The following is a 23,909-nucleotide window of genomic DNA, read 5'->3' as shown; positions in this document are numbered from 1 at the left end:
TGATAACAATGGAGTGGCTACAACAATTGATAAACGGAATTTCACTCGGTAGCATCTATGCCTTAATCGCATTAGGCTATACCATGGTTTATGGAATTATTAAATTAATTAACTTCGCTCATGGTGATGTTTTTATGGTAGGTGCGTTCGTCGGGTTTTATGCGATTAAGGGATGGGGTCTAGGTTTCTTTCCGGCGTTACTATTTTCAATGGCTTTTTGCGCAGTATTCGGCGTGTTAATTGAAAGAATTGCTTATAAGCGTCTACGAAATGCGACGAGAATTGCTGCTTTAATCACAGCAATTGGAATGTCGCTATTAATTGAATATGGTGTTATTTATGCACGTGGGGCACAGCCAGAGGCTTATCCTGATAACGTCTTGCCGAGCACAAGCTTTAACTTGTTTGGTGCACAAATTAGCAGTCAGTCCCTGTTTATCCTTTCAGTTTCTGTCGGGTTAATGATTATTTTACAATTTATTGTTCATCGTACAAAGATTGGTAAGGCAATGCGTGCTGTTTCACACGACATGGATGCAGCTCGTTTAATGGGTATAAATGTAGACAGAACGATTTCTTATACCTTTGCGATTGGTTCTGCGTTAGCAGGGGCAGCAGGTGTCATTTTTGGGGTATATTATACAAAAATCGAGCCATTAATGGGGATTATCCCTGGATTAAAGGCATTTGTCGCAGCTGTTCTAGGCGGAATCGGAATCATTCCTGGCGCCATGGTCGGCGGTTTAATATTGGGAGTGGTTGAATCAATCGTAAGTGCATTGGGATTTTCCTTATGGAGAGACGCTGCAGCGTTTGTCATATTAATCCTTATCCTTATTTTTAGACCTTCAGGCATCTTTGGTAAAAATACAAGAGAGAAAGTGTAGGTGAGATAGACAGATGAAAAAAGTAAATAGATTCTGGCTATTTCTCATTTTAGCAGCGGTTGTATATGGAGTTGGTCAGATTTTAATTCAAACAGGAATTTTAAATGCCTTTTATAGCAATATGCTGATTCTAATGAGTATCAACATTATCTTAGCGGCCAGTCTTCACTTGGTAATTGGCATAACAGGACAATTTTCAATTGGACATGCAGGGTTCCTCGCGGTCGGTGCTTATGTCTCAGCGATTATTACGATGAAATTTGAACTGCCTTTCATCGCAGCGATCATCATCGGAGGAGTTGTCGCAGCATTAGCAGGTCTGCTTGTCGGAATTCCAACATTAAGACTGCGTGGAGATTATCTTGCTATTGCGACACTAGGATTTGGTGAAATCATTCGAATTGTTTTCTTAAATATTGACTATGTTGGCGGCGCTTCTGGGATGTCGGTTTCCAATATGACTACTTGGACAAGTGCATTTGTTGGTCTCGTCATCACGATTTTAGTGATAGCGAATTTTACAAACTCACGTCATGGAAGGGCATGTATTGCCATTCGCGAAAATGAAATTGCGGCCGATGCGATGGGAATCAATACTACGTTTTATAAAGTTGCTGCTTTCGCCATTGGTTCATTTTTTGCAGGAATTGCTGGAGGATTATTTTCTCATAATTTTTATATTATCCAGCCTACTAATTTTGGTTTCTTAAAATCATTTGATATATTAATCTTTGTTGTTTTAGGCGGACTTGGCAGTTTATCTGGTTCTGTTATTGCTGCGATCCTTTTAACCATTGTATCAACGTATTTACAGCAATATCCAGAGACGCGGATGATTATTTACAGTTTAGTTCTAGTTGTTGTGATGTTATACCGTCCTCAAGGTTTAATGGGTACACGTGAGATAACAGATTTCTTTGGTAAAAAGAAAATGGCGAAAGGAGGAAATTAGTGTGGGAGCATTATTACAGGTTAAAGAGGCTGGGATCCAGTTCGGTGGCTTAAAGGCTGTATCAGGCTTTAATATGGAACTCAATCAAGGTGAATTAGTTGGTTTAATCGGTCCAAATGGTGCAGGAAAAACCACAAGCTTCAATTTGTTAACCGGTGTATACGTACCGACAGAGGGTGAAATTAGGTTCAATGGGAAAAAGCTAAATGGACTTGCACCCTATCAAGTAACCCGAAAAGGAATTAGCCGTACTTTCCAAAATATCAGACTTTTTAGTGAATTATCTGTATTAGACAATGTTAAAGTTGCGTACCATTCCTTAGCAAAGCATTCCATATTAAGTTCCATCTTCCGCCTGCCATCCCATTTTTTCGAAGAAAAGGTGATGGAGGAAAAATCACTAGAGTTTTTAAAAATTTTTCAATTGGATCGTTTTAAGGATGAAAAAGCAAAGAATTTACCATATGGGCAGCAGCGTAGATTGGAAATTGCCAGAGCATTGGCTGCCGGTCCAAAATTGCTTCTTCTCGATGAGCCCGCTGCTGGTATGAATCCACAGGAAACTCATGAACTTATGGAGTTAATTGCTTTTATTCGGAAGCAGTTTGATTTAACCATTCTTTTAATTGAACATGATATGGCGTTAGTTATGGGAATTTGTGAAAGAATTTATGTACTTGACCATGGACAATTGATTGCCGAGGGAACTCCGGAAGTAATCCGTAACCATCCAAAAGTAATTGAAGCATACCTTGGCGAGGAGGTTTCGAGCGATCATGCTTAAAGTAAATGGGATTAATGTTTATTATGGAAATATTCATGCTCTAAAGGGTGTTTCTTTAGAAATAAATGAAGGTGAAATTGTAACCTTGATTGGGGCGAATGGGGCTGGGAAAAGCACGCTTCTGAAGACACTATCTGGACTCTTAAAACCAAAGACTGGAACCATCGAGTACTTAGGTGGTTCGATTTCAGGGAAGGCTCCACAGTCAATTGTTAAGTCAGGAATTTCACATGTTCCGGAAGGACGCCGTGTATTTGCTAATATGAGCGTTGAGGAAAACCTCGAATTGGGTGCCTATATTAGGAATGATAAGAAGGGAATCCGAGAAGACATTCAGCGAGTCTATGCGCTTTTTCCGAGACTACATGAGCGCAGGAAGCAGTTATCGGGAACACTTTCAGGTGGAGAACAGCAAATGCTGGCGATGGGAAGAGCCATTATGGCAAAACCTAAACTGCTATTACTAGATGAGCCTTCAATGGGATTAGCTCCGCTAATGGTCAAAACGATTTTTCAAATTATTAAACAAGTCAATCAGGACGGTACAACGATTCTGTTGGTGGAACAAAATGCGAATATGGCTCTATCGATAGCAGACCGCGCATATGTTATTGAAACAGGCAGGGTCGACATCTCCGGAACAGCTGCAGAGTTACAAGCAAGTGAAGAAATTAGAAAAGCGTATCTTGGTGGACTGTAGCAAAGTTCAACATCTAACTATAAAAAAAGTAACAATAAAATTTATGTTTCCAACTGGGTAGAACTAAAATAAGAAGGTGCACGCATTGCTGCGAGCATTTTATTTTCGGAAAATGAGTAGTTGGCAGAGAGTATTTTACTAGATGCAAAACCATGATACTTTATTATTATTAAGAATGAATATTCTTTTAATTCTAAAAATGTTAAACTAGTAAAATAGATAATTTTGGCGAAGTGAGGCTTGAGATAATGATAAAAGCTATTTTTTTTGATTTAGATGACACGCTGCTTTGGGATCAAAAAAGCATAAAGGAAGCATTTGTTGCAACATGTAAAGTAGCGGAGGAACGATATGTGGTTGATGCAGATGAACTAGAAGAAGCCGTCCGCGAGGCTGCTAGAAATCTATACGCCTCCTATGAGACCTATACGTTTACACAAATGATCGGGATTAATCCGTTCGAAGGCTTATGGGGCAATTTTTTAGATGATCATGATGAATTTAGGAAAATGAAAGAAATTGTTCCTGGCTATCGCAAAGAAGCGTGGATTGCGGGACTAAAGGCAATGGGGATAGATGACCCCGGATTTGGGCATGAACTTGCGGAAAGATTCCCGCAAGAACGCAGAAACCTGCCGTTTGTGTACGAGGAAACCTTTAGCATATTAGATTCTTTAAAAGGTAAGTATCAACTGCTTCTATTAACGAATGGTTCACCAGATCTACAGCATACCAAACTATCGATTACACCAGAGCTTGTCCAGTACTTTGACCAGATTGTCGTTTCTGGTGCGTTTGGAAGAGGGAAGCCTGACCCATCGATATTTGAGCATGCGCTGTCACTCATGTCATTAGAGAAGGACGAGGTTCTGATGGTAGGGGATAACTTAATGACCGATATACTAGGTGCAAATTCAATTGGGATTAGGTCCGTTTGGATTAACCGCCACAATAAAGAGCGAAATGAAGTTATTCCAACCTATGAAATTGAACACTTAGAAGAACTTTTTCCATTGTTGGATGAGTTGAGTAATAAATAAAGGAACATGCAAAGGCTGTTTAGCAGGCTGTAATTTAATTACCTGTGGAACAGCCTTTATAGTGCCGTAAATTTAAGAACAGCGATTTCCGGTAACCATCACTTAATATGTACGATAGGGTAAAAATATTTTATGTTTGTCTTCCTAACAAAACAGTTGTAGGTTGCCTGTTCTTGTGCATATAATCAGAATCACACTATTATTCCATTGTAGGGGCTATGATTTATCAAAGCAATTCACTTGTATTATGTTTAAAATGATAAAGGAGTGAATAATGTGCTTAAGAGTAAAGAGGAAGTTCATGTGTTTCTGAAAACTTTCGAGGTCTTTGCCAATTGGAATGGAAAAAAACATTTTCTCACAATGGAAACAGACAATCCAAAGGGGATCCTGACGATACTGAAATCCCCAGATGGAGAGTTTTATTACCACCGAAAAAATGAACTGTACTGGGACATAAAAGAAATAATGGTTGAAAAAGATATCTTAACAGATATCATTTGGGCATTTAGGACGGCAGTAAACAAATCCATTAATGAAATGGCAGTTTCCAAATGAATGAACAAAGAAAGGCAAGCCATTCCTGGCTCGCCTTTCTTTATCTATAATTATCCTCGTCTTCCGCCTCTACCGCCACGTTTCGTTTCGGTGCTGCGTTTTAAGCTGGATAGATTTTCTTCACTCGCTTTTAAGAATTTAGCCATTTTATCTTCAAAGTTTTCTTTTGGCTTAAAATTACCGCCTTTTGCCCGGAAGTCCTTTGATGGCCTATTATCTCTTCCTTGGCGTTGTGGACGCTGTGAATAGGAAGAAGTCTGTCCTTCTGGCTTATCAATAGCCTTTTTAATGGACAAGGCAGTTTTTCCGTCCTTCTCACTAATTACCTTAACTTCAACTTGATCTCCTACTTTTAAATGGTCATTAACATCCTTAACATAGCTATCAGCTACTTCACTGATGTGCACAAGGCCAGTTGTGCCTCCTGGTAGTTCTACGAATGCTCCAAAATTAGTAATACCCGTTACTTTACCTTGTACTTTGCTGCCTACTTCGATCGACAAAAAGAGTTCCCCCTATATAATGTTTTCAACACTTAATTTTACACTAGTTTAATCATAATTTCAAGTTATTATCTATTTTCATTGATCATTTATAAACTCAATTATTATTTATAAAAAAGACCATTAAAAGGATAAAAATCCCGTTAATGGCCCTTTTTTTTGGTGTAGGTTTAATAATCGGTAACAATTCTATTTCGATCAAGAAATGCTTCAATAACTTCACTCACTTGAAAAGAAACCTGCGGTGAATCGTAGTTTTCAAATACATGTTCACAATTATTTTTATAAGCCATTGTTTCATCATAATGGGAAAGATGTCTTTGGATATCTTCTTCCGTATCGTTACGAGCTTTATGTCGCTTAATTACTGTATCACGGTTTGCAAAGATGAAAAAGCGCATGACACGATCGCCATACATCTCTTGTAACTTTTCAGTGCCTTCTGGATTTAACGTAAGGTAGACTAGATTATGATGTTCAAATGCTTTGACAATATCCTCTTCACGGATTCCATAATGGATTCCATCGATATCAACCGTTTCCAGGAATTCTTGGTTGGTTTGCATTTTTTGGAAGGCTTCTTCCGTAATAAAATGATAGTCTACACCATCTTGTTCATAATGACGGGGAGGACGTGTTGTGTATGAAAGCACAGTTTCCATATCAAAAGCGGTTGATACCATCTTAGCAATCGTTTTTCTTCCCGATCCATCAGGACCCGTGAAAATAAAGAGTTTTTCCTTATCTTTGATTTTATACATAGATAACCTCCTATTAGAAATATTGTTTAAATAAAAAAAGAGTATACAGTTGAATTAGCATGCTGTCCGTTACGTAAATAATAGTATCCCTAGAACAGGATAATTTCATTATAACAGATTTTGCGTCGATATTTTTGATATTTCCGATTTTTTTACAAAGATTGCTACAAATTTCCTATATATTGTGAAATTGCATAATCATGTCTCTTTGGTCTTGTGAAGCTGTTGTGTAACAGAGATTCGAAAATAAATTCTCGAGAGCCCAGTTTTTCAAGTATAATAAACCTATTCAGATTTTGCATATGATATTTCTTTGAGAGAAATCCTATATAGAAGTTGGATAATTTAATAAAATGAGGTTAATACATGAGTGAGAAGAATTTTGAGGATTATCATTTAGGTGAAGAAATAACAAGGGCTCTGACCGTTTTAAAATATGATCATCCCACAGAAGTACAAGAAAAAGTGATCCCTAAGGCATTGGAAAAACAGGATTTGGTTGTCAAATCGCAAACTGGTTCTGGTAAGACGGCTTCCTTTGCCATTCCAATTTGCGAATTAATGGATTGGGAAGAAAAAAAGCCGCAAACGTTAATTCTTACACCAACCCGAGAACTCGCCGTGCAAGTTCGCGAGGATATTACCAATATTGGTCGATTTAAAAGGATTAAAGCACTAGCTGTCTATGGCAAAGAACCTTTTTCAAAACAAAAGGAAGAATTAAAGCAAAAAACACATGTTGTTGTTGGGACTCCTGGTCGAATGAAAGATCATATCGAAAGGGGAACTATTGAATTAGATCATATCAACTATTTGGTCATTGATGAAGCGGATGAAATGCTCAATATGGGTTTTATTGAAGAAGTTGAATCCATCATCAAGGAACTTCCAGAAGACAGAGTCACGATGGTTTTTTCGGCCACCTTACCGAAGGATGTGGAAAAACTTTGTCATCAATATATGAAAGATCCCATCCATATTGAGATGGCTACCACTGGGGTAACAACGAATACGATTGAACACGCTGTTATTGAAGTAAAGGAAGATGAAAAGATTTCACTCCTTAAAGATATTACCGTTGTTGAAAACCCAGATAGCAGTATAATTTTTTGCCGAACCAAAGAAAATGTTGAAAATGTCTATGCTGAATTGGAAGAAGCCAATTATTCTTGTGAAAGACTCCATGGTGGATTAGAACAAGAAGATCGATTCGGGGTTATGGACGGTTTTAAAGCAGGGAATTTCCGTTATCTTGTGGCAACGGATGTGGCAGCACGTGGAATCGACATTGATAATGTGACATTGATTATAAATTACGATGTGCCAATGGAAAAAGAGGGCTACGTTCACCGCACGGGAAGAACGGGTAGAGCAGGTAATAAAGGAAAAGCGATTACCTTCGTAACACCGTTTGAAGGGAAATACCTTAAAGCAATTGAAAGATACGTCGGCTTTGAAATTCCTGTAATGGATGCCCCGACGGAGGATGCAGTGAAAAGTGGACAAGCGGCGTTTGAGGAAAAACGAAGTGGCCGCAGAGTGGTCAGAAATAATAAAACGGCACGGATCAATAAGGATATCACCAAGCTTCACTTTAGCGGTGGTAAAAAGAAAAAGCTTCGCGCGGTAGATTTCGTTGGCACAATCTCAAATATTCCTGGAGTTACCTCCGACGATATTGGCATTATCACCATACAGGACAATTTAACTTATGTTGACATCCTTAATGGTAAGGGTTCGCTAGTGATACAGGCAATGGAGAATACAACCGTTAAAGGGAAGAAGCTGAAGGTTAGCGTAGCTAAAAAGTAATGGATTCTTAAAAAAGGACGATTTATTTTACATAATCGTCCTTATTTTTATAAAAAAGGATGAGAAAACTCCCAATGAAGTATTTTAAAACACAAATGAAACAGTTAGTAAAAGAAAATAAAGACCTGCAGAAGCATTTAAAAGAATTGATCAATGAGCACGAATTAGAAAAAAACTTTGCCCTTAAGGCATTATACCATTCAGAAGTAGCCGATGGCGGGAAATACCAGGCTGCTTATCAAGCGCTCGACGTACCTAAAGGTTGAGTCTTATTAATAAAAGAGGTGAAAAGATGAACATATCAACTATTTTAGTAGTCAGTCCCATGTATAAAGAACTTCAAACAATAATCGAAAAGAAAGTCCCGCAAAAGACTTTTCGTTTTATTCCTGAGGATAAATTGACACAAAATGATATAAACTGGGCAGATGCACTAGTTTCCTTTAACCTTAAAGCTGACTATGAGTACAGCAATGTAAAATGGATTCATTCTCTTGGAGCAGGGGTTGACCGTTTCTTATATAAGAAGAAATGGAATGAAGCGGTTTTATTAACAAGAACGATTTGTTCTTTTGGACAAAGAATTGCCGAGTATTGTTTAAGCTACATCTTAAAGGATTTACAATTACATGATGTTTTCCAAAATCAACAGGAGCAAAAAATTTGGAACCAGTTAACGCCGAAATTAGTAGGTGATCAAAGTGTTCTTGTTTATGGTACTGGCGAAATTGGTCAAATGATAGCGAAGGTTTTTTCGGGATTAGGTGTTGACGTCTATGGGGTTTCTTTAAGCGGTCAGGAAAAAGCTTATTTTAAAGAGGTCGTGAAACTGGATTCTCATTTTTCCCGATTAAGTGAAATGAACTACATCATCAACACCTTGCCACTTACGGAAAAAACCGAAAAGTTTTTTAACGGAACAATCTTTAACCATTTATCCAATACAGGCTTTATTAATGTCGGTCGAGGTGCTTCGGTAGATGAAGAAGCTTTACTACAGGCATTAACGGGAAAGCAAATTAGATTTGCAGTTCTCGACGTTTTTTCACAAGAGCCACTACCTGAAAATAATCTATTATGGAGCCACCCTAGAGTTCAAATTACTCCTCATGTTTCGGCCGTTACCACTCCACAAGAAGGGGCGGCTTGTTTTCTTGAAACACTTATGAATATTGAAGAAAACAAACCTCTTAAGAATTTAGTTGATACAAAAAAAGGATATTAAAGGATATAATTCATTTGAAAACCCGAAATAAAGGGTTTTTCTTTTTTTGTTGAATCCTCTAACTTTAGTATGGTAACGCTTTAAAAAAAGTAAAGAAATGTTCACTTGTTAAGAAGCAAAAATGAGGTAGAATGAAGGTATTAAATTCGTTATGTGAAAAAGTTCACATTCATCAAAAAGGAATCGGTCAGCTAAGAAAACTAACTATTAGAGGTGAAAGGCATTGGTAGATTTATCAATAGGTGCGTTACTCCTTAGATTTGTTTTAGGAGGAGGAGCGGTAGTAATTTCAACACTTGTTGCCAGGAATTTAGGTGAAAAAGCCGGTGGCATATTTGCTGCTTTTCCTGCTGTTTACTTAGCTGCTTTATTAACGGTCGGTTTGGATTTTAGGGGAGAGGAATTAGTTGCTCATTCAATCTTATTATCTAAAGGTGCGATTGTTGGAATGGCAATCAACATACTAGTAGCCATATTAGCTGGTTATCTCCTGCCAAGACATGGATGGAAACGAGGTCTCGCGCAGGCAATGGGATTTTGGCTTGTCGTTTCAATGGCTGTGGTTTTGATTACTACTTACTAATGGGAAGGGTGCCAGTTATGTATAAAGATCTACTTATTCGCTTTACTCTCGGGGGAGCGGCTGTGATGATTAGCTATTTGATAACGGTCTTATCTCCATGGAAAATCCTCGCTGGAATCTTTGCTGCCTTCCCAGCCGTGATGATAACTGCGGTGCTGATGATGGGAATTGCGTCTGGATCTAAAAAAGCGGCTAAAATTGCCAATGGCTCTGTGTTTGGAATGATTGGCGGCGTTGTTTGTGTAGCAACCGTGTGGACGGTATTACATGTTAGCGGCAACTGGGCTTTAAGTATCGTATTAGGATTACTGTTCTGGCTGGGCAGCTCGATTATCGTTTCTTCTTTAAAGGATAGGCTTAGTGTCAGACACAACAAAAGAAGTATTAAACTAACTATTCATTCTGGAATACACTTAAGACATAAATAAATGATTAATGAAAAAAACAAAACGGCATATCCCGCCTTGTTTCCATAATATTTTGAAATTTGACCAGTTGTTCTAAATTTGTTACTCTATACTTAACTTTTTTTCTTATAAAGAAACTTTTTAAACCGAACAATTGATTGAAAAATACGGTTATACTATATAAAGAAAAAACTACATTAGAAGGTGGGTAACATGAACTTACAAGCAGATGTGTGTATCGTTGGCGGCGGACCTGCAGGGATATTACTCGGACATTTATTAGCTAAAAACGGTGTATCAACCATTATTATTGAACGATCTGCTGGAGTTAATAGACAATTTAGAGGCGAGCATATTAACGCTGAAACGGAATCAATCTTAAAGGAACACAAATTATTTGAAAAGATAGAAGAGCTTGGACTTCTAAAAATGAAAAAAGTAGAGTACTTCGCGGGAAAAAATATCGTCAACAGTATAACACCAGGTGCCCATGAAGACCATGTCGGAATCCATGTCCCCCAAACACATTTACTAAATGCGATCATCCACGACTCAGAGGGAAATAAAAATTTTCAACTATTATTTAGTACGACTGTTAAAGAATTAATTCAGGATGATAAAGGATTCTATACCGGGGTTAAGGCGATCAGGGATAGGGAAGAAATCCACATCTCAAGCAAGGTTACCATCGGAGCAGATGGTCGTTATTCAACCGTAAGAAAGCTAGCAAAGATACCGACAATTGAAATGACACACGGGTATGATGTATTGTGGGCAAAAATTCCTGCACCAGTAGGATGGGAACCATCAACAAGAATGGTCCTTGTTAATGGTCATCAACTAGCATTGTTCACACAAACTGGGGGTCTCATCCAAATTGGCTGGAATATAGCAGAGGGCTCTTTTCCTAAATTACGGAAAGGTTCACTGCAGCCTTTTCTTGAGCCATTGGTTGAAAGTTTTCCAGAACTTGAAGAGAGCGTCAATGAGCACCTGCGTACTTGGAACGACTTTGTTTGTTTAAAGGTACAAAGCTCGCGTAGTGAAACTTGGGTTGAGGACGGATTAGTCCTCATAGGTGATGCCGCACATACCATGACACCAACCGGTGCGATTGGAATTAACTGTGGAATGAAAGACGCTCATGTCCTAGCACCAATCCTAACCCAAGCGCTTATAGAAAATAATATAAGCGCAGAGCAATTAAAACTCTTCGAAATGAACAGAAAAAATGAAATCAAAACACAACAAATCATGCAACTAAAACAAGAAACATCCATTTCCGAGAAATTTGCTTATAAATGATAAAAACATCGGTGACAGGCACCAAATATACAAAAATTGCTGATTATGCAGTTTTTCTTGTATATTCGATGCCTGTTTTTTTTATTTTGGGATTAGTAGGATTGTGGTGTATGGGAAATTATATGTTTATCCGAAAAAGGGGATAAACAAGATTTCAAGCTTGAATGCTTTCACTACAATAAGTTTTTCGTCATCAAAGTAGTAATATCTTTAAATCCTAGCTTTTCATAAAGTTGCTTCGCATGATTTCCTGCATATACATTTAATTGGACTTTTTTATAGCCTTTAGCACGTAATTGACTAAATGCAGCCTGACATAATTTTTTAGCTGCACCTTGATTGCGATAGGGTGGGAGTACATACATTTCATTGATAAAACCGACAGTTTCATCCGTATTCTGATCAATGATTTGCCCTAAACCAACCCATCCTTGTATCATATTATTTTTTATTTGAACAAGGTAATAACCACCGCCATGTAGAAACGGGGACATGAGTTCCATTGCCTTTTCTCGGCTTGGCGTAACATAACCCATTGTCGCTTCTTTTAATACTTCCAAATGGTAATTTAAGATTCTTTGAGTCTCTTCATAAGTTGCTCTCCTAATAGTCATTTATCTTTGCATCTCCTTCGAAATCCAAGAAAATTCATTGTATGTCAGCAGGTCGAATATCTAACCTATAGTATGAAAATAGGCTGCTTTTGTTTCGTTACCACATTAAATCAAGAATTAATTCTATATAAAAAAACTCCATTTCAATTTGAAATGGGGTTTTTAAAATTAAATAATATAAGGCCCAAAAAATATTGTAAGAAGTAAAACATGTAAGCCTACAAAATAAATTATTCTTGTTGTGCCACTCCAATCATTAACTCGCTTTGCATGAATCGCTAAGCAATACGCAATGATGGCAAAAACGATCATATAAAAATACGAACTGCCGGTAAAGGTTAAATAATTCGGTGCTTTTGAATAAATACTGTCAACAAAAAATCGATCTCTCCATATGACTGCTGCAAGTATATAAAGTCCAATTCCAGTATAAAAGAACCAAGTTGGATCACGGTCAATGGTTCTATGCTTAAAGAAATACATTACCACTATAAAAATAATTGGCCATAAAAACCAAATTACAGAAAGTGCTATCCCAAAAAAGGATGTGGTTATCATACCAAGCGTTTTTCCAAGGGCATTTAGCCAGTCACCTTGAGTAATCTTGATTAGGTCGCTGACTTTATCAATATCAGCTGTTGAAATGTTGATTTTATGCACTTCTGCGCCTAATTCTAACCATGCAATCGTTTCGTCATTAATCCATTGAGGGTTAGTAGAAATCTCTGGAGTATTGCTGCGTCGCTCTGTTTTCGTTGTACCATTTTCGGTTATTACAGCAGTGTAAATATTAAATGTAGTATTGTCATTGTATCGGGTTTCTGTCCGTCCATTTGCTTTAAATAAAATGGTAGGTTTTCCATTGCTGTATTTAAAAACGACGTCAGAAACTTCTTTCAAGCTGTGACTCCCGGCTGGATCTTCAAAGGATAATTTGTGTAAAGGTTGCGCGTCCTGATTGGTCAAACTTGTTTCCATATAATAGGTGAAGAACTCTGGTTTTCCTTGGGTTTGTTCAAGTTCTTCCTGTAGTAATAAAGCTAGTTTTTGATCGTTTAAAGCAAACGCGATGTCGTTGACAACTTTTCCCGGATCTACTTTTAATCTCGTTTGGTATATCGTATTCATTTTTCCATTGATAAATTGTTGTAGGGAAATATCGACTCCATTCGTATCTGATGTATAGACTAGTATTTTTACTCCCACTTCGTCTTCTTGGAGGATGATATCAAGTTTATTTAGGTCAGCATCCATGATTTTTTCAGATTTCATATTTTCTGGTGTAAGCTGATAGAGTTCTTTTTCTTTTAGATAAAAAATGGTCGTCCCTAAAGGATAGAATTTCTCAACATTTGAGACAATAATATTCCTATTCATATCATAAATATTTTTAAAATCAAAATAGAGAATTGTCTCTTCTTTCTGAAATACTTGTGTCCACTTATCCACTGGAATGTCATACGACTTCTGATCTTGAATAATAAAATCCTTATTCATTGTAGTAGTTGCTAGTTTGCCATTTTCAAATCTAGTAAAAATGAAGCTTCCATCTTCTGTTTTTTTCACAGGAGGTAATTTATTGATATCTGTTTTTCCAATAAATAAAGCTCTACTCCAATCTGGCGCAGGTGGTTCTGTTACTTTTGAAAAGTTTTGATAAGATAATAACAAAAAGCCAAAAATCATAATGACGGTGGGTATCACCCAATATAGATGTGTTAAGAGTTTTCTGTTCATTTTCTCCCCCATGATACACGTTATGTACTTTATTTTTTTGAATAAAATAATATTACCATAATTCTGACAGATTATGCTATTTCCAGCTCAACGCTTTAAAAATCTCAATAAACTATAACGAGTTTCATGGTAAGATAACGATACGATTATTTTTACAGTAGGAGATTCATATGAAGGAAAATAACAAGCTACAAGAGGTAGATTTATATAAACCAATTCAAAATTATTTTTCGCTTGAAGGCTATGATGTCTACGGTGAAGTAAAGGACTGCGACATGGTGGCAGTAAAAGAGGATACGTTGGTTATTATTGAACTGAAGCTCACGTTAAGTGTGGATCTTCTGATACAAGCTACCAAACGACAAAGATTAACGGATCAAGTGTATATTGCGATTCCAAAACCAAAAACTCGGATGAATTCTAAACAATGGTCAGATAAATTCCATTTAATCAAAAGGTTAGAGCTGGGATTGATTGTGGTTTCCTTCCTGGGAAACCGTGCGAATGCAGATATACTCATTCATCCTGCTCCTTTTAAACGTAAAACAGGAACGGGCAGACAAAAAAAGAAAAGAGAAGCTATTCTAAAGGAAATTAGCGGGCGCAGTGCCGATTTCAATGTTGGGGGAAGTAATCGCACAAAAATCATGACCGCCTATAAAGAAAATTGCATTCAAATTGCCAGTTACCTAAATACAATGGGACCATTATCACCGAAGGCTTTAATTCAGATGGGAACAGGAGATAAAACGCCCTCCATCTTAACTAAAAACTACTATGGTTGGTTTGAGCGAATCAAAAGAGGAACCTATATGATTAGTGATAAGGGAAAACAAGAGGTAGAGGAGTTTCAAGATCTTATTATTTATTATTTAGGAAGAATAAAAAACGACGGGAATGATTCCATTTGAAAAAAATTCCCCATATTCATTTGCATTAATTTAATATCTCTGATATAGTAAAGGAGAATTATTTTTGTCAGTCAGTTTGATTAAAAAGTTTACAACTTTACGTCTAAAGAACTGAGCAAGGATAGTAACACAATGTGTGCAAAGCACACGAGGAGGAAACAAAAATGGAACAAGGTAAAGTGAAATGGTTTAATGCAGAAAAAGGCTTCGGATTCATCGAAAGAGAAGCAGGAGACGATGTATTCGTACACTTCTCAGCTATCCAAAGCGAAGGTTTCAAAACTTTAGACGAAGGTCAAGCAGTTACTTTTGAAGTAGAACAAGGTCAACGTGGACCACAAGCTACTAACGTTCGTAAAGCTTAATTTGAAACGACATATATGAAAAGACTCTCTTGTAGAGTCTTTTTTTTGTCTATAAATTTAATTTTTGTAATAAAGAGCGCGCAAAAAACCCTGCACCATTATTGGCGCAGGGCGGGTACTTGAAAAACGTAAAACGTAAAGCAAATGGTAGAAACAGTATAGTACACATTTATTGCAATCCCTACTCTTTTTATAAAAAAGTTTTCAATGAGTTTCAGCAATAGGAACAGCAGGTATTTTCCTCTTAAATAACCTCGTATTAGTTCCAATATATACTCCTGATAATACTAACGCCGCTCCAACACCGTGAGCCCAATTGAAAGTTTCCCCTAAATAGATGGTTGCCATTATTACTGCCGATACAGGCATAACATTAATAAAAATAGATGCTTTTGCAGCACCAACCTCTTTGATCCCATAATAGTACATAATAAAGGAAACAACGGTCACAAGAATGCTCATATGGGCAATTGCGATCCAGGTAGAAAAAGTAGCTTGGGTAATATCCTGCCACGAGGTTTCTGCAAATGCAAATGGTGCTAAAAATACCGTTCCAAAAGCAACGGCGTAGGTGGTTGATTCCACAGCACTATATTTTTTTAAGACCACTTTTCCTACCACACTGTACAATGCCCAGCTAATTACAGCTCCAAGTAAAACAAAATCAATCGTTTCAAAGCCAAGTTTGAACAAGGTGAAAATGTGACCATCGGTAATAATAAAGGCAGCACCTGTAAGAGCGATCACCATGCCTATTATATGATTCTTTGTTATTTTCTCTTTTAAAAATAAACCTGATAACAGGACAATCAAAACTGGGTTTGAAGCAATAAATAAAGAACTTTTAATCACTGGTGCTTGTTTCGTTGCGATAAAAAAACAAATATTATAGAGCGCAATACCAGTTAAGCCTAAAACTGTAAATAATCCATAATCCTTAAATGTAGGTTTCTTTCGATTTTTTTCCATGATTGACATAAGCGGAAACAATAGGACCGCAGCGCCTAGAAAACGTAAAAAAGCTACTGTAGCTGGTTCAAAACTTTGTACGGCGATTTTACCTGCAATAAAGGCACTACCCCAAGTGGCCGTTGCGAAAAACAACATTCCATAAATGATCCATTTCTTTTTCATTTCAATCCCCTATTTAATAATATTTTATTATCTTGTATTTTACCATTTTTTTCGATTTGCGAAATATTAATTTCATCCAAGTGGTTCTCAATGGCGTTATATATATTTTTTTGGTAGCTACGACTCATACATAAAACTCCTATTAATAGATAACGATATAAAAACTGGGAGGGGTAAAGAATGCGAAAAAAAATCACCAAGTCTTTGTTTAAAAACCTTAACTCTGAACCAGAATTTAAGGAACAATCCAATACTGAGGCTATTGAATTAAAAAAACAAGATATAAGCTCACGTCTTGATCAGAATTTAGCAACATTTAAGTCAATTTTTAGTGTCCCTCTAAACACGGACATTATGGTACGTGAGTTTACTATCCGTTCACTAAATCGCCGTGCCTTCATCATTTTCGTCGGTACAATGGTTGACCTAGAGCACATAAAAGAAAGCATCATGGAAAAACTCTTAGGAAACGAGCAAAGTTCAACAAAGATTCAAGATATTGTTTCCTTTCCAATTGCAAAGATGGCCACTAATATTGGGGAAATTACTGATTTTATTTCGGGTGGAATCACCGCACTTTTTGTGGAAGGCGATTCTGAATGCTATTTATTCGAAACGACCAAAATTCATGGCCGGTCAATTGAAAAATCTGATAATGAAGTAATTGTAAAGGGTGCAAAAGAAGCTTTTAACGAAAACGTGGTTGATAATATTGCCTTAATCCGTAAAAAGATTAAAAATGAAAATCTAATTGTTGAATCGAAGGTCATTACAAAGCGTTCAAAAAACAGTGTGTTCTTAGTTTATGAAAAAGATTTAGTAAATGATGAGCTGCTTCTAACAATAAAAGATAAGTTGGCTTCGTTTAATAGTGATAAGATTATCGATTTAAGTATATTGGAACAATATCTAGAAGAACATCCAAGGTCCATATTTCCAACAATGTTATATACGGAACGTCCAGATCGAGCTGCTGCTTTCATTGAAGAAGGCCACATTGTATTATTAATGTCAAATTCACCAAGTTGTCTTATTCTTCCAACAACCTTTTGGGCACTTATGCATTCACCTGAAGATCACTATTTGCGGACACCATATGGAAATTTCATCCGATTATTGAGATTTTTTGCTTTGTTTATCGCGATGTTTGCCTCACCTTTTTATATTGCCATCACTAACTATCATGTAGGGATGATTCCGCCCGATTTATTAATGGCCATGGCTGGTTCCAGGGAACGAGTACCTTTTCCGTCGATCATTGAGATTTTAATGATGGAAATTGGCTTTGAACTTATACGAGAAGCTGGTTTACGCGTTCCATCGCCTATTGGTCCAACGATTGGAATTGTTGGGGCATTAATTTTGGGGCAGGCTGCAGTTCAAGCAAATATCATTAGTCCAATTGTCATCATCGTTATTGCCTTAAGTGGCTTAAGCTCTTTTATTATTATTGATGGGAGCATGAATTTTGCCATTCGTATAAGTCGATTTTTGTTTGTTTTTTCAGCAGGTTTTTTCGGCATTTATGGGGTTATGGCATTATTTACGGTAGGCCTTTTTTATTTAGTTTCGTTAAAATCTTATGGAATTCCTTACTTTGCGCCGATGACACCACATTTCGCATCTTCAAAGGACCTACTTATTCGTCATATCCCAATAAAGGAAAAGTTTAGGCCAGGATATTTAAAACCAAAGGATATGGTCAAACAAAGAAAGGGATAAGCTCATATGGAATCTAGAAAACTTGGTATGCGTGAATATATGGCCATTGCTATTATAATGGTAGGGGCAAAAGCAACGGATAGTAACCCAGCGCTTCTGTACAGTAATGTACAAAATGCTGCGTGGATGGTTCCCCTTCTTTCTGCAGTTATTTTCTTTGTTGGAATCTTTTTATTATTAAAAACGATGGAGCTATTTCAAGGGGAAAACTTGTTTTCCGTTATCCAACAATTACTCGGAAGGTATTTAGGCTTCTTTATTTGCCTTGTAATATTTCTCATCAGTTCTTTCGCCATTTCGTTTGATTCTAGAAATTATACAAATATTATACGATCCTTTTATTTCACAACAACTCCTAATCTTATCATATACGCTGTTTTAATGGTTATTAGTGCATATGGAGCGAAAAAAGGAATTCAAAATATCGGATCGGTTGGTTATCTAATCGTTTACTATACGCTATTATCCTTATTTCTCGCATTAATATTAAGTACTCAGCATAGCACGATTCAAGCAATATTTCCGATTTGGGGTCCTGGAAAGCTTGTGATTTTAAAGCAAAGCATTCTAAAAATAACACTTTTTGCAGAGTTTTTTCTGCTTACCATGCTCATACCAAATATGAACTCAACGACAGAGTTTCGAAAATCCACCTGGTATGCATTAGCTTTCGTCAGCTTCCAAATTAGTGTGGCCATAATCAGTTTTATTTGTATGTTTGATACATCTTTGAGAGGAATTGGATATCCATTCCATACATCCATAGGTTTTCTTTCCCTCGGAACCTATCTGCCAAACATAGAAATATTCTTTTTTGTGATATGGATTCTGGCAATATTTGTTCGTTTTGCCGTTTTTTTATATCTAAATGCGCTAATGTTTGCTCATATCTTCAAAATAAATGAACTTGAATTCTTAATTCCAGCTCTTGCGACGATTTATTTATTAATCGGTAGTATTCCGGAAAATCCACTTGAGGTTGCTTTTATATTTAAACAGTCCATAACAAATATAGCGGGTCCTATGTTTTTTGTCATTTCACTACTTTTATGGTTGGTTGCACTGGTAAAAGGAGAATTTAAGCATGCAAAAAACAGAAACAGTATGTAAATTATTGATATTAATCATCATGGTTTGCTTATTATCAGGCTGTTGGGATCGAAAAGAGCTTGAAGCTAAAGCCTATGTAATCGGGCTAGGCATTGATGCTTCCAAACATAAAGGGAATATCAACGTCACCATGCTACTTGCCAATCCAGAAGTAGGGAGCATGCAAGGCGGTGGTGGGTCTACCGAGAAGCCCAGGGAAATCATCACGTTTGAAGCCAATGATTTCATTGCAGCAAAGGCTACAGCCAATGCAATTATCTCAAGAAGTATTAGTTATGAACTGTTAAAAATTATTGTTGTTTCCGAGGAATATGCAAGTGATAAGGAATTTATTAAAACCATTTATGACACTCTAAAAGATAAAGAAATTCGTTTGAATAGCTATCTAGCGGTATCGAAGGAAAAGGCAAGTGAGTATTTTCTGAAAAATCGACCAAAAATGGAAACAAGACCACACAAATATTATCAATTCATGGTCGAACACGGAATCGAAAATGGGCTTATTCCTGATTCGACTCTCCTTCGTTTTTTTAAAACAATAGAAAGAGGGACAGACCTTTTTTTGGCAATGTATACAACAGCCATAAGGCAAAAGAATCCCGAATATAAAAAAGAGGATGAATACATAGCAGGGCAAGTGGGTGCAACAGGAGAGCTTGATGATACACAATTTATGGGGTCAGCGGTCTTTAGGAATGGAAAGATGATAGATAAGCTAACCGGTGAAGAAACACGTACTGTCAATATTCTTGATGATTCAACCAATATAAAAGATATATTGGTGGATATACCTAATCCATTTCCAGGCAGTGACAAACAGATGTCGGCAAGAATGTTTAAAATAGGTAATAATAAAGTGGAAATGAATGTAAAGGGTGCCAGGCCAAAGATTTTTATTACCGTACCATTACAATATGAAATCTTGTCAAACCCATCGATGGTCAACTTTGCAGTGAAAAAAAATCAACAAATTTTAAAAGAAAAAGTTAGGGAAGATTACAGAACAATAAACGAAGATTTTTTTAAAAAAACACAAACTGAATTAAAGGGTGTCCCATACTCTTTATCTATCTCTGCTCGTAAATATTTTGGAACTGTTCAGGAATATAAAAAATTTAATTGGGCAAAATCGTATCTTAAAGCAGATATTCATGTAATACCAGAAATAGAAATAGTTGATTATGGAAAACAAGTAAGAAAACCTTTGAAGATGGGGGATTAGGTTGAAAATAGTAATCATCCTTGCGCTAATCATAATAGCGGTGTATACTTTTGGATTCGGTGTCATCCTTTGGAAGGGCAGAAAAAAAATGAGTGCAGCAGCCGTTTTTTTTCTAACCCTTTCAATTATTGTCCTTCCGTTTTTCTCAATCCTAAGACAGTGAAAACCGGATTGTTCAAGCTTTATAAAGTATTAATTAAGGTAATTATGGAAAATTTAAAATCGAGGTGATAGAATGGCTAACGCACAAATTGGTGATAAGATTTCCTTTAAACGTGAAGGGGATTCTTTAGAAGGTGTCGTTACAGGTATTAGAGAAAATTCTGTTATGGTCCAGTATGGTGTTTCAAAGGATAAAGATGAACCACTTATAACGATTGTTAACCATAAGAATTATAAAATAATGAAATAAAATAACTATCCATAGTAAAAAAATCCCTTTATATCAAAGGGGTTTTTTTACTATGAAATATAACGACTGTTTAATAGCGTCTTATTCTTTAATCATGATTTCGTTGGCCCTTTTCGTTTCCATTGCGAGTTACATTATTTACAACGTTTTTAGCGGCATCAACCGTATTCATAGCGACATTTTCAGTTGTTTCTAAGGCACTATGAAGAGTATGGAAGGCTGCTCCAGCTGTTTCTTTAATCCCGTCTGCAACACTTTTACTATTTTGATTTTTATTAGACATATATTTCACCTCCAAACAGCAATAGGTTATGTAATAAAGGTTGGATTATTCGGTGAATGCTGGGAAAAAATTAGCCTGAAAGATATTTCCATATCATTCTTCTGTTGTTTAGGGGAAAGTAAATGTGATAACGAGCAATAGGGGGTAATAGGATGGACAAGTTTGAAAAAATGGAAAAGCTGCTTCGTGAATATGGCTATCCTGAAAAAGCAATTCCAAGACTAATGAAAGAAATCAGTACGATGAACTATGATCGAGTGGAAAAGCTAATCCTGCCATATGACGATATGACTGCCAATCGAACCTAACGATTGGCTTAGAAGCAGTATTAGTAACATTTTAAAGGCAATTTTGATACTATTATCCTAGAGATATAGTTGGGAGAGGAAGAGCCTGATGAAAAAAGTTTATTTTGATTACAACGCTAGTACGCCATTGGCACCTGAAGTGGTAGACACCATGCAGCCGCTACTGAATGATTTCTATGGGAATCCATCAGCACTCCATTGGGCTGGAAGACCAGTAAAAGAACTACTACATAACGCAAGAAAACAGGTTGCAGAGATAATTGCCTGTTCTCCAAGTGAAATAACGTTTACCTCTGGTGGAAGTGAAGCGAATAACTTGGCATTAAAAGGTTTCTTTTTTAAAAACCAGCATAGAGGTAAACACATTATTACCTCTAAAATTGAACATCCGGCAATAATCAACCCATGTAAGTTCCTTGAAAAGGTTGGAGCGAAGGTAACGTATGTTGGCGTTGATCCATTTGGGAGGGTATCACCTTCGGAAATAGAAAAAGCAATTACAAAAGAAACGATTCTCATTACGATCATGCATTCAAATAATGAAACTGGTACCTTACAGCCAATCAACGAAATTGGGGAAATTGCTGATCGGTATGGAATTGTATTTCATACGGATGCTTCACAGTCAATTGGGAAAGTACCAGTCAATGTGAATGAGCTAAAAGTAGATATGTTAACCATAGCTGGTCATAAACTTTATGCTCCGAAAGGAATTGGCGCCCTTTTCATTCGTGATGGAGTAGAACTTGAACCACTTATTCATGGAGCAGGGCATGAAAAGGGGATGCGAGCAGGGACGGAAAATACGTTACTGGCAGTTGGGTTAGGAAAGGCATGTGAAATCGCTGGGACTCCATTAGAAAAAATAAAGGAGTTAACAGACTATTTTTGGAATCAATTAAAAAATGAATTTGGTGAAATGGTTGTCTTAAATGGGCATCCGGAAGATCGTTTACCGAATACCTTGAATGTGAGTTTTGTCAGGAGGATAGGTCAAGATTTATTAGATAAAATCCCGCATCTAGCAGCCTCCACAGGCTCTGCATGCCATGCTGGCAGCATTGAATTATCACCTGTATTAAAAGAAATGAAGGTGCCTGAAGAGGTGGGAATGGGTGCAATTCGATTTAGTTTAGGAAGGTATACGACAAAGGAGGAAATAGATACTGTCATAGAAAGCCTTAAAGCGAGTATCTAAATTAATGACTAGAAAATGAGGGTCGATGGAGTTGGTCCTTATTTGCGAATTGGAGGTTAAATCCTTTGTGAATTAGGGATAGAGGTTTAAGATAAGGATATAGATACATTATCTTAGTTCGATATACATAGGGGGAAAACATAGTGGAAATTGGGTTAAGTACGTTTGTGGAAACAACACCGGATGTTAAAACTGGTGAGGTGATCAGTCACGCACAACGGATCCGTGAAGTCGTTGAGGAAATAGTACTCGCGGATCAAGTAGGACTTGATGTATACGGTGTAGGAGAGCATCATCGAGAAGATTATGCGGTCTCTTCTCCTGCAATTGTCCTGGCTGCAGCGGCGTCCAGGACAAATCGGATTCGACTAACTAGTGCGGTTACCGTCCTGTCTTCTGCGGATCCAGTTCGAGTTTTTCAGGATTTTGCAACAGTCGATGCGATCTCGAATGGGCGTGCCGAGATTATGGCAGGTCGAGGTTCCTTCATCGAATCTTTTCCACTGTTTGGCTACGATTTAAAGGACTATGATCAGTTATTCGAGGAGAAACTTGAGTTGCTGTTAAAAATACGGGACTCCGAGAAAGTTACTTGGAAAGGTGGGCATCGACCTGCTATTCAAAATCGTGGTGTGTATCCAAGACCAGTTCAGAATCCACTGCCAATTTGGATAGGCAGCGGCGGAAGTCAAGATTCTATTATCCGTGCAGGTCTACTCGGATTACCACTTGTTCTTGCCATCATTGGTGGAAGTCCACACCATTTTGCACCACTCGTCCAACTTTATAAGAAGGCTGCAGAACATGCGGGGCATGATGCTTCAAAGCTGCCGGTTGCTTCCCATTCACATGGGTTCGTTGGTGAAAGTACAGAAGAAGCTGTTGCGAAATTTTTCCCTTCTACTCAACAAGCCATGAATAAATTAGGACGCGAGCGTGGATGGGGAAGATATGATCAGTCAACCTTTGATACAGCGCGAAGTTTACAAGGAGCCCTGTATGTCGGAGACGTCAAAACAGTAGCAGAAAAAATCATTAACCTCCGTAAGAACGTGGGAATAACACGATTTATGCTACACTGCCCAGTCGGGACCATGCCTCATAAAGATGTCATGAAGTCAATCGAACTGCTAGGGAAAGAAGTAGCACCGATTGTTCGTGAAGAAGTGGCTAGGTGGGAAGCTGAAACTGGAGATAATTAAAGATCATTACAGGAAACATTAAACCGAATTGTCGCTTCACTCAAGATAATAGTATCAAAAACAAAAAGCTCGGCAAATTTGGAGACTGCTGAAAATATAGGCAATCTAAATTTACCGCAATAAAAATTAAAAAGATTAGGGATGTTTTTGAACATTCCCTAATCTTTTTTCGTG

General features: G+C 37.2%; 29 protein-coding genes. 22 read left to right on the top strand and 7 right to left on the bottom strand.

Annotated elements, in window-relative coordinates; translation table 11 throughout:
• The first annotated feature begins 8 nt into the window (after window positions 1–8).
• The 6 genes from BLR86_RS19630 to BLR86_RS19605 all read left to right on the top strand — a co-directional run bounded on the left by BLR86_RS19630 (window position 9) and on the right by BLR86_RS19605 (window position 4,921).
• The gene (locus BLR86_RS19630; protein ID WP_090765527.1) at window positions 9–887 is read left to right on the top strand and encodes a branched-chain amino acid ABC transporter permease; all 879 of its coding nucleotides are present in this window, start codon (window positions 9–11) and stop codon (window positions 885–887) included.
• Between the two features lie 13 nt (window positions 888–900).
• Complete coding sequence (locus BLR86_RS19625) at window positions 901–1,839, top strand: branched-chain amino acid ABC transporter permease (RefSeq protein WP_090765524.1); 939 nt, start codon at window positions 901–903, stop codon at window positions 1,837–1,839.
• Window positions 1,835–2,623: an ABC transporter ATP-binding protein gene (locus BLR86_RS19620; protein WP_090765828.1), complete on the top strand. Its 789-nt coding sequence runs from the start codon at window positions 1,835–1,837 to the stop codon at window positions 2,621–2,623. The genes BLR86_RS19625 and BLR86_RS19620 overlap by 5 nt, the downstream gene beginning before the upstream one ends.
• Window positions 2,616–3,323 carry an ABC transporter ATP-binding protein gene (locus BLR86_RS19615; RefSeq protein ID WP_090765521.1) on the top strand — a complete coding sequence of 236 codons (708 nt, stop codon included), beginning with the start codon at window positions 2,616–2,618 and terminating at the stop codon, window positions 3,321–3,323. The genes BLR86_RS19620 and BLR86_RS19615 overlap by 8 nt, the downstream gene beginning before the upstream one ends.
• A 248-nt stretch (window positions 3,324–3,571) precedes the next feature.
• Window positions 3,572–4,363, top strand: coding sequence for an HAD family hydrolase (locus BLR86_RS19610; protein ID WP_090765518.1), 792 nt, complete (start codon window positions 3,572–3,574; stop codon window positions 4,361–4,363).
• Window positions 4,364–4,639: 276 nt separating this feature from the next.
• Window positions 4,640–4,921 (top strand): hypothetical protein, encoded by a 282-nt coding sequence (locus BLR86_RS19605; protein WP_090765514.1) that lies wholly within the window; start codon window positions 4,640–4,642, stop codon window positions 4,919–4,921.
• Window positions 4,922–4,971: 50 nt separating this feature from the next.
• Here the strand turns inward: BLR86_RS19605 and BLR86_RS19600 are convergent, their stop codons facing one another.
• Together BLR86_RS19600 and BLR86_RS19595 are read right to left on the bottom strand one after the other, a co-directional pair.
• Window positions 4,972–5,424 carry a S1 domain-containing RNA-binding protein gene (locus tag BLR86_RS19600; protein ID WP_090765511.1) on the bottom strand — a complete coding sequence of 151 codons (453 nt, stop codon included), beginning with the start codon at window positions 5,422–5,424 and terminating at the stop codon, window positions 4,972–4,974.
• Between the two features lie 170 nt (window positions 5,425–5,594).
• Window positions 5,595–6,185 (bottom strand): guanylate kinase, encoded by a 591-nt coding sequence (locus BLR86_RS19595; protein WP_090765508.1) that lies wholly within the window; start codon window positions 6,183–6,185, stop codon window positions 5,595–5,597.
• A gap of 366 nt (window positions 6,186–6,551) precedes the next feature.
• Here BLR86_RS19595 and BLR86_RS19590 point away from each other — a divergent pair, with 366 nt between their 5' ends.
• From BLR86_RS19590 to BLR86_RS19565, 6 genes are all read left to right on the top strand, one after another.
• Window positions 6,552–7,997 (top strand): DEAD/DEAH box helicase, encoded by a 1,446-nt coding sequence (locus BLR86_RS19590; RefSeq protein WP_090765505.1) that lies wholly within the window; start codon window positions 6,552–6,554, stop codon window positions 7,995–7,997.
• 74 nt (window positions 7,998–8,071) lie between these two features.
• The gene (locus tag BLR86_RS19585) at window positions 8,072–8,263 is read left to right on the top strand and encodes a hypothetical protein (RefSeq protein ID WP_090765502.1); all 192 of its coding nucleotides are present in this window, start codon (window positions 8,072–8,074) and stop codon (window positions 8,261–8,263) included.
• 26 nt (window positions 8,264–8,289) lie between these two features.
• Window positions 8,290–9,222, top strand: a complete 933-nt coding sequence (locus BLR86_RS19580) for a D-2-hydroxyacid dehydrogenase (protein WP_090765499.1) — start codon at window positions 8,290–8,292, stop codon at window positions 9,220–9,222.
• 223 nt (window positions 9,223–9,445) lie between these two features.
• On the top strand, window positions 9,446–9,805 hold the full coding sequence (locus BLR86_RS19575; RefSeq protein WP_175492975.1) for a DUF3147 family protein: 360 nt from the start codon (window positions 9,446–9,448) through the stop codon (window positions 9,803–9,805).
• Between the two features lie 17 nt (window positions 9,806–9,822).
• Window positions 9,823–10,233: a DUF3147 family protein gene (locus BLR86_RS19570; RefSeq protein WP_090765496.1), complete on the top strand. Its 411-nt coding sequence runs from the start codon at window positions 9,823–9,825 to the stop codon at window positions 10,231–10,233.
• Window positions 10,234–10,425: 192 nt separating this feature from the next.
• A complete protein-coding gene (locus BLR86_RS19565) occupies window positions 10,426–11,517 on the top strand; it encodes an FAD-dependent monooxygenase (RefSeq protein WP_090765493.1) in 1,092 nt (363 codons plus the stop codon).
• Between the two features lie 173 nt (window positions 11,518–11,690).
• Here BLR86_RS19565 and BLR86_RS19560 read toward each other — a convergent pair whose 3' ends face one another.
• Both BLR86_RS19560 and BLR86_RS19555 read right to left on the bottom strand, forming a co-directional pair.
• Window positions 11,691–12,131 (bottom strand): GNAT family N-acetyltransferase, encoded by a 441-nt coding sequence (locus BLR86_RS19560; protein ID WP_090765491.1) that lies wholly within the window; start codon window positions 12,129–12,131, stop codon window positions 11,691–11,693.
• A 168-nt stretch (window positions 12,132–12,299) separates the two neighbouring features.
• Window positions 12,300–13,868, bottom strand: a complete 1,569-nt coding sequence (locus tag BLR86_RS19555) for a hypothetical protein (protein WP_090765488.1) — start codon at window positions 13,866–13,868, stop codon at window positions 12,300–12,302.
• 170 nt (window positions 13,869–14,038) lie between these two features.
• On the opposite strand from BLR86_RS19555, the gene BLR86_RS19550 reads away from it, so the two are divergent.
• Together BLR86_RS19550 and BLR86_RS19545 are read left to right on the top strand one after the other, a co-directional pair.
• Window positions 14,039–14,779, top strand: a complete 741-nt coding sequence (locus tag BLR86_RS19550; protein ID WP_090765485.1) for a DUF2161 domain-containing phosphodiesterase — start codon at window positions 14,039–14,041, stop codon at window positions 14,777–14,779.
• A 164-nt stretch (window positions 14,780–14,943) separates the two neighbouring features.
• A complete protein-coding gene (locus tag BLR86_RS19545; protein WP_026568674.1) occupies window positions 14,944–15,144 on the top strand; it encodes a cold-shock protein in 201 nt (66 codons plus the stop codon).
• A 204-nt stretch (window positions 15,145–15,348) separates the two neighbouring features.
• On the opposite strand, the gene BLR86_RS19540 is transcribed toward BLR86_RS19545, so the two are convergent.
• Both BLR86_RS19540 and BLR86_RS26850 read right to left on the bottom strand, forming a co-directional pair.
• Window positions 15,349–16,278 (bottom strand): DMT family transporter, encoded by a 930-nt coding sequence (locus BLR86_RS19540; protein WP_090765482.1) that lies wholly within the window; start codon window positions 16,276–16,278, stop codon window positions 15,349–15,351.
• Window positions 16,275–16,406 carry a hypothetical protein gene (locus tag BLR86_RS26850; protein ID WP_302847232.1) on the bottom strand — a complete coding sequence of 44 codons (132 nt, stop codon included), beginning with the start codon at window positions 16,404–16,406 and terminating at the stop codon, window positions 16,275–16,277. Before BLR86_RS26850 ends, BLR86_RS19540 begins: the two co-directional genes overlap by 4 nt.
• 52 nt (window positions 16,407–16,458) lie before the next feature.
• Between BLR86_RS26850 and BLR86_RS19535 the strand changes: the two genes are divergently transcribed.
• The 5 genes from BLR86_RS19535 (at window position 16,459) to BLR86_RS19520 (ending at window position 20,744) form a co-directional block, all read left to right on the top strand.
• Entirely contained in the window at window positions 16,459–18,000 is a 1,542-nt protein-coding gene (locus BLR86_RS19535) for a spore germination protein (protein WP_090765479.1), read from the top strand.
• A 6-nt stretch (window positions 18,001–18,006) separates the two neighbouring features.
• Window positions 18,007–19,110 carry a GerAB/ArcD/ProY family transporter gene (locus tag BLR86_RS19530; protein WP_090765476.1) on the top strand — a complete coding sequence of 368 codons (1,104 nt, stop codon included), beginning with the start codon at window positions 18,007–18,009 and terminating at the stop codon, window positions 19,108–19,110.
• Window positions 19,085–20,332 (top strand): Ger(x)C family spore germination protein, encoded by a 1,248-nt coding sequence (locus BLR86_RS19525; RefSeq protein ID WP_090765473.1) that lies wholly within the window; start codon window positions 19,085–19,087, stop codon window positions 20,330–20,332. The genes BLR86_RS19530 and BLR86_RS19525 overlap by 26 nt, the downstream gene beginning before the upstream one ends.
• Before the next feature lies 1 nt (window position 20,333).
• The gene (locus BLR86_RS26210; RefSeq protein WP_175492974.1) at window positions 20,334–20,495 is read left to right on the top strand and encodes a hypothetical protein; all 162 of its coding nucleotides are present in this window, start codon (window positions 20,334–20,336) and stop codon (window positions 20,493–20,495) included.
• Between the two features lie 72 nt (window positions 20,496–20,567).
• The gene (locus BLR86_RS19520; protein WP_090765470.1) at window positions 20,568–20,744 is read left to right on the top strand and encodes a DUF2187 family protein; all 177 of its coding nucleotides are present in this window, start codon (window positions 20,568–20,570) and stop codon (window positions 20,742–20,744) included.
• Between the two features lie 88 nt (window positions 20,745–20,832).
• Here the strand turns inward: BLR86_RS19520 and BLR86_RS19515 are convergent, their stop codons facing one another.
• Window positions 20,833–21,027 carry a hypothetical protein gene (locus BLR86_RS19515; protein WP_090765467.1) on the bottom strand — a complete coding sequence of 65 codons (195 nt, stop codon included), beginning with the start codon at window positions 21,025–21,027 and terminating at the stop codon, window positions 20,833–20,835.
• A 152-nt stretch (window positions 21,028–21,179) separates the two neighbouring features.
• Between BLR86_RS19515 and BLR86_RS26205 the strand changes: the two genes are divergently transcribed.
• The 3 genes from BLR86_RS26205 to BLR86_RS19505 all read left to right on the top strand — a co-directional run bounded on the left by BLR86_RS26205 (window position 21,180) and on the right by BLR86_RS19505 (window position 23,735).
• Window positions 21,180–21,335, top strand: a complete 156-nt coding sequence (locus BLR86_RS26205) for a hypothetical protein (protein WP_175492973.1) — start codon at window positions 21,180–21,182, stop codon at window positions 21,333–21,335.
• Between the two features lie 88 nt (window positions 21,336–21,423).
• On the top strand, window positions 21,424–22,533 hold the full coding sequence (locus BLR86_RS19510; RefSeq protein WP_090765464.1) for a cysteine desulfurase family protein: 1,110 nt from the start codon (window positions 21,424–21,426) through the stop codon (window positions 22,531–22,533).
• Between the two features lie 143 nt (window positions 22,534–22,676).
• A complete protein-coding gene (locus BLR86_RS19505) occupies window positions 22,677–23,735 on the top strand; it encodes an LLM class flavin-dependent oxidoreductase (RefSeq protein WP_090765461.1) in 1,059 nt (352 codons plus the stop codon).
• The last annotated feature ends 174 nt before the right edge of the window (window positions 23,736–23,909 follow it).

This window comes from Bacillus sp. OK048 (assembly GCF_900103525.1).
GTDB lineage: Bacteria > Bacillota > Bacilli > Bacillales > Cytobacillaceae > Neobacillus.
This window is presented reverse-complemented; position numbering and strand designations above follow the sequence as displayed.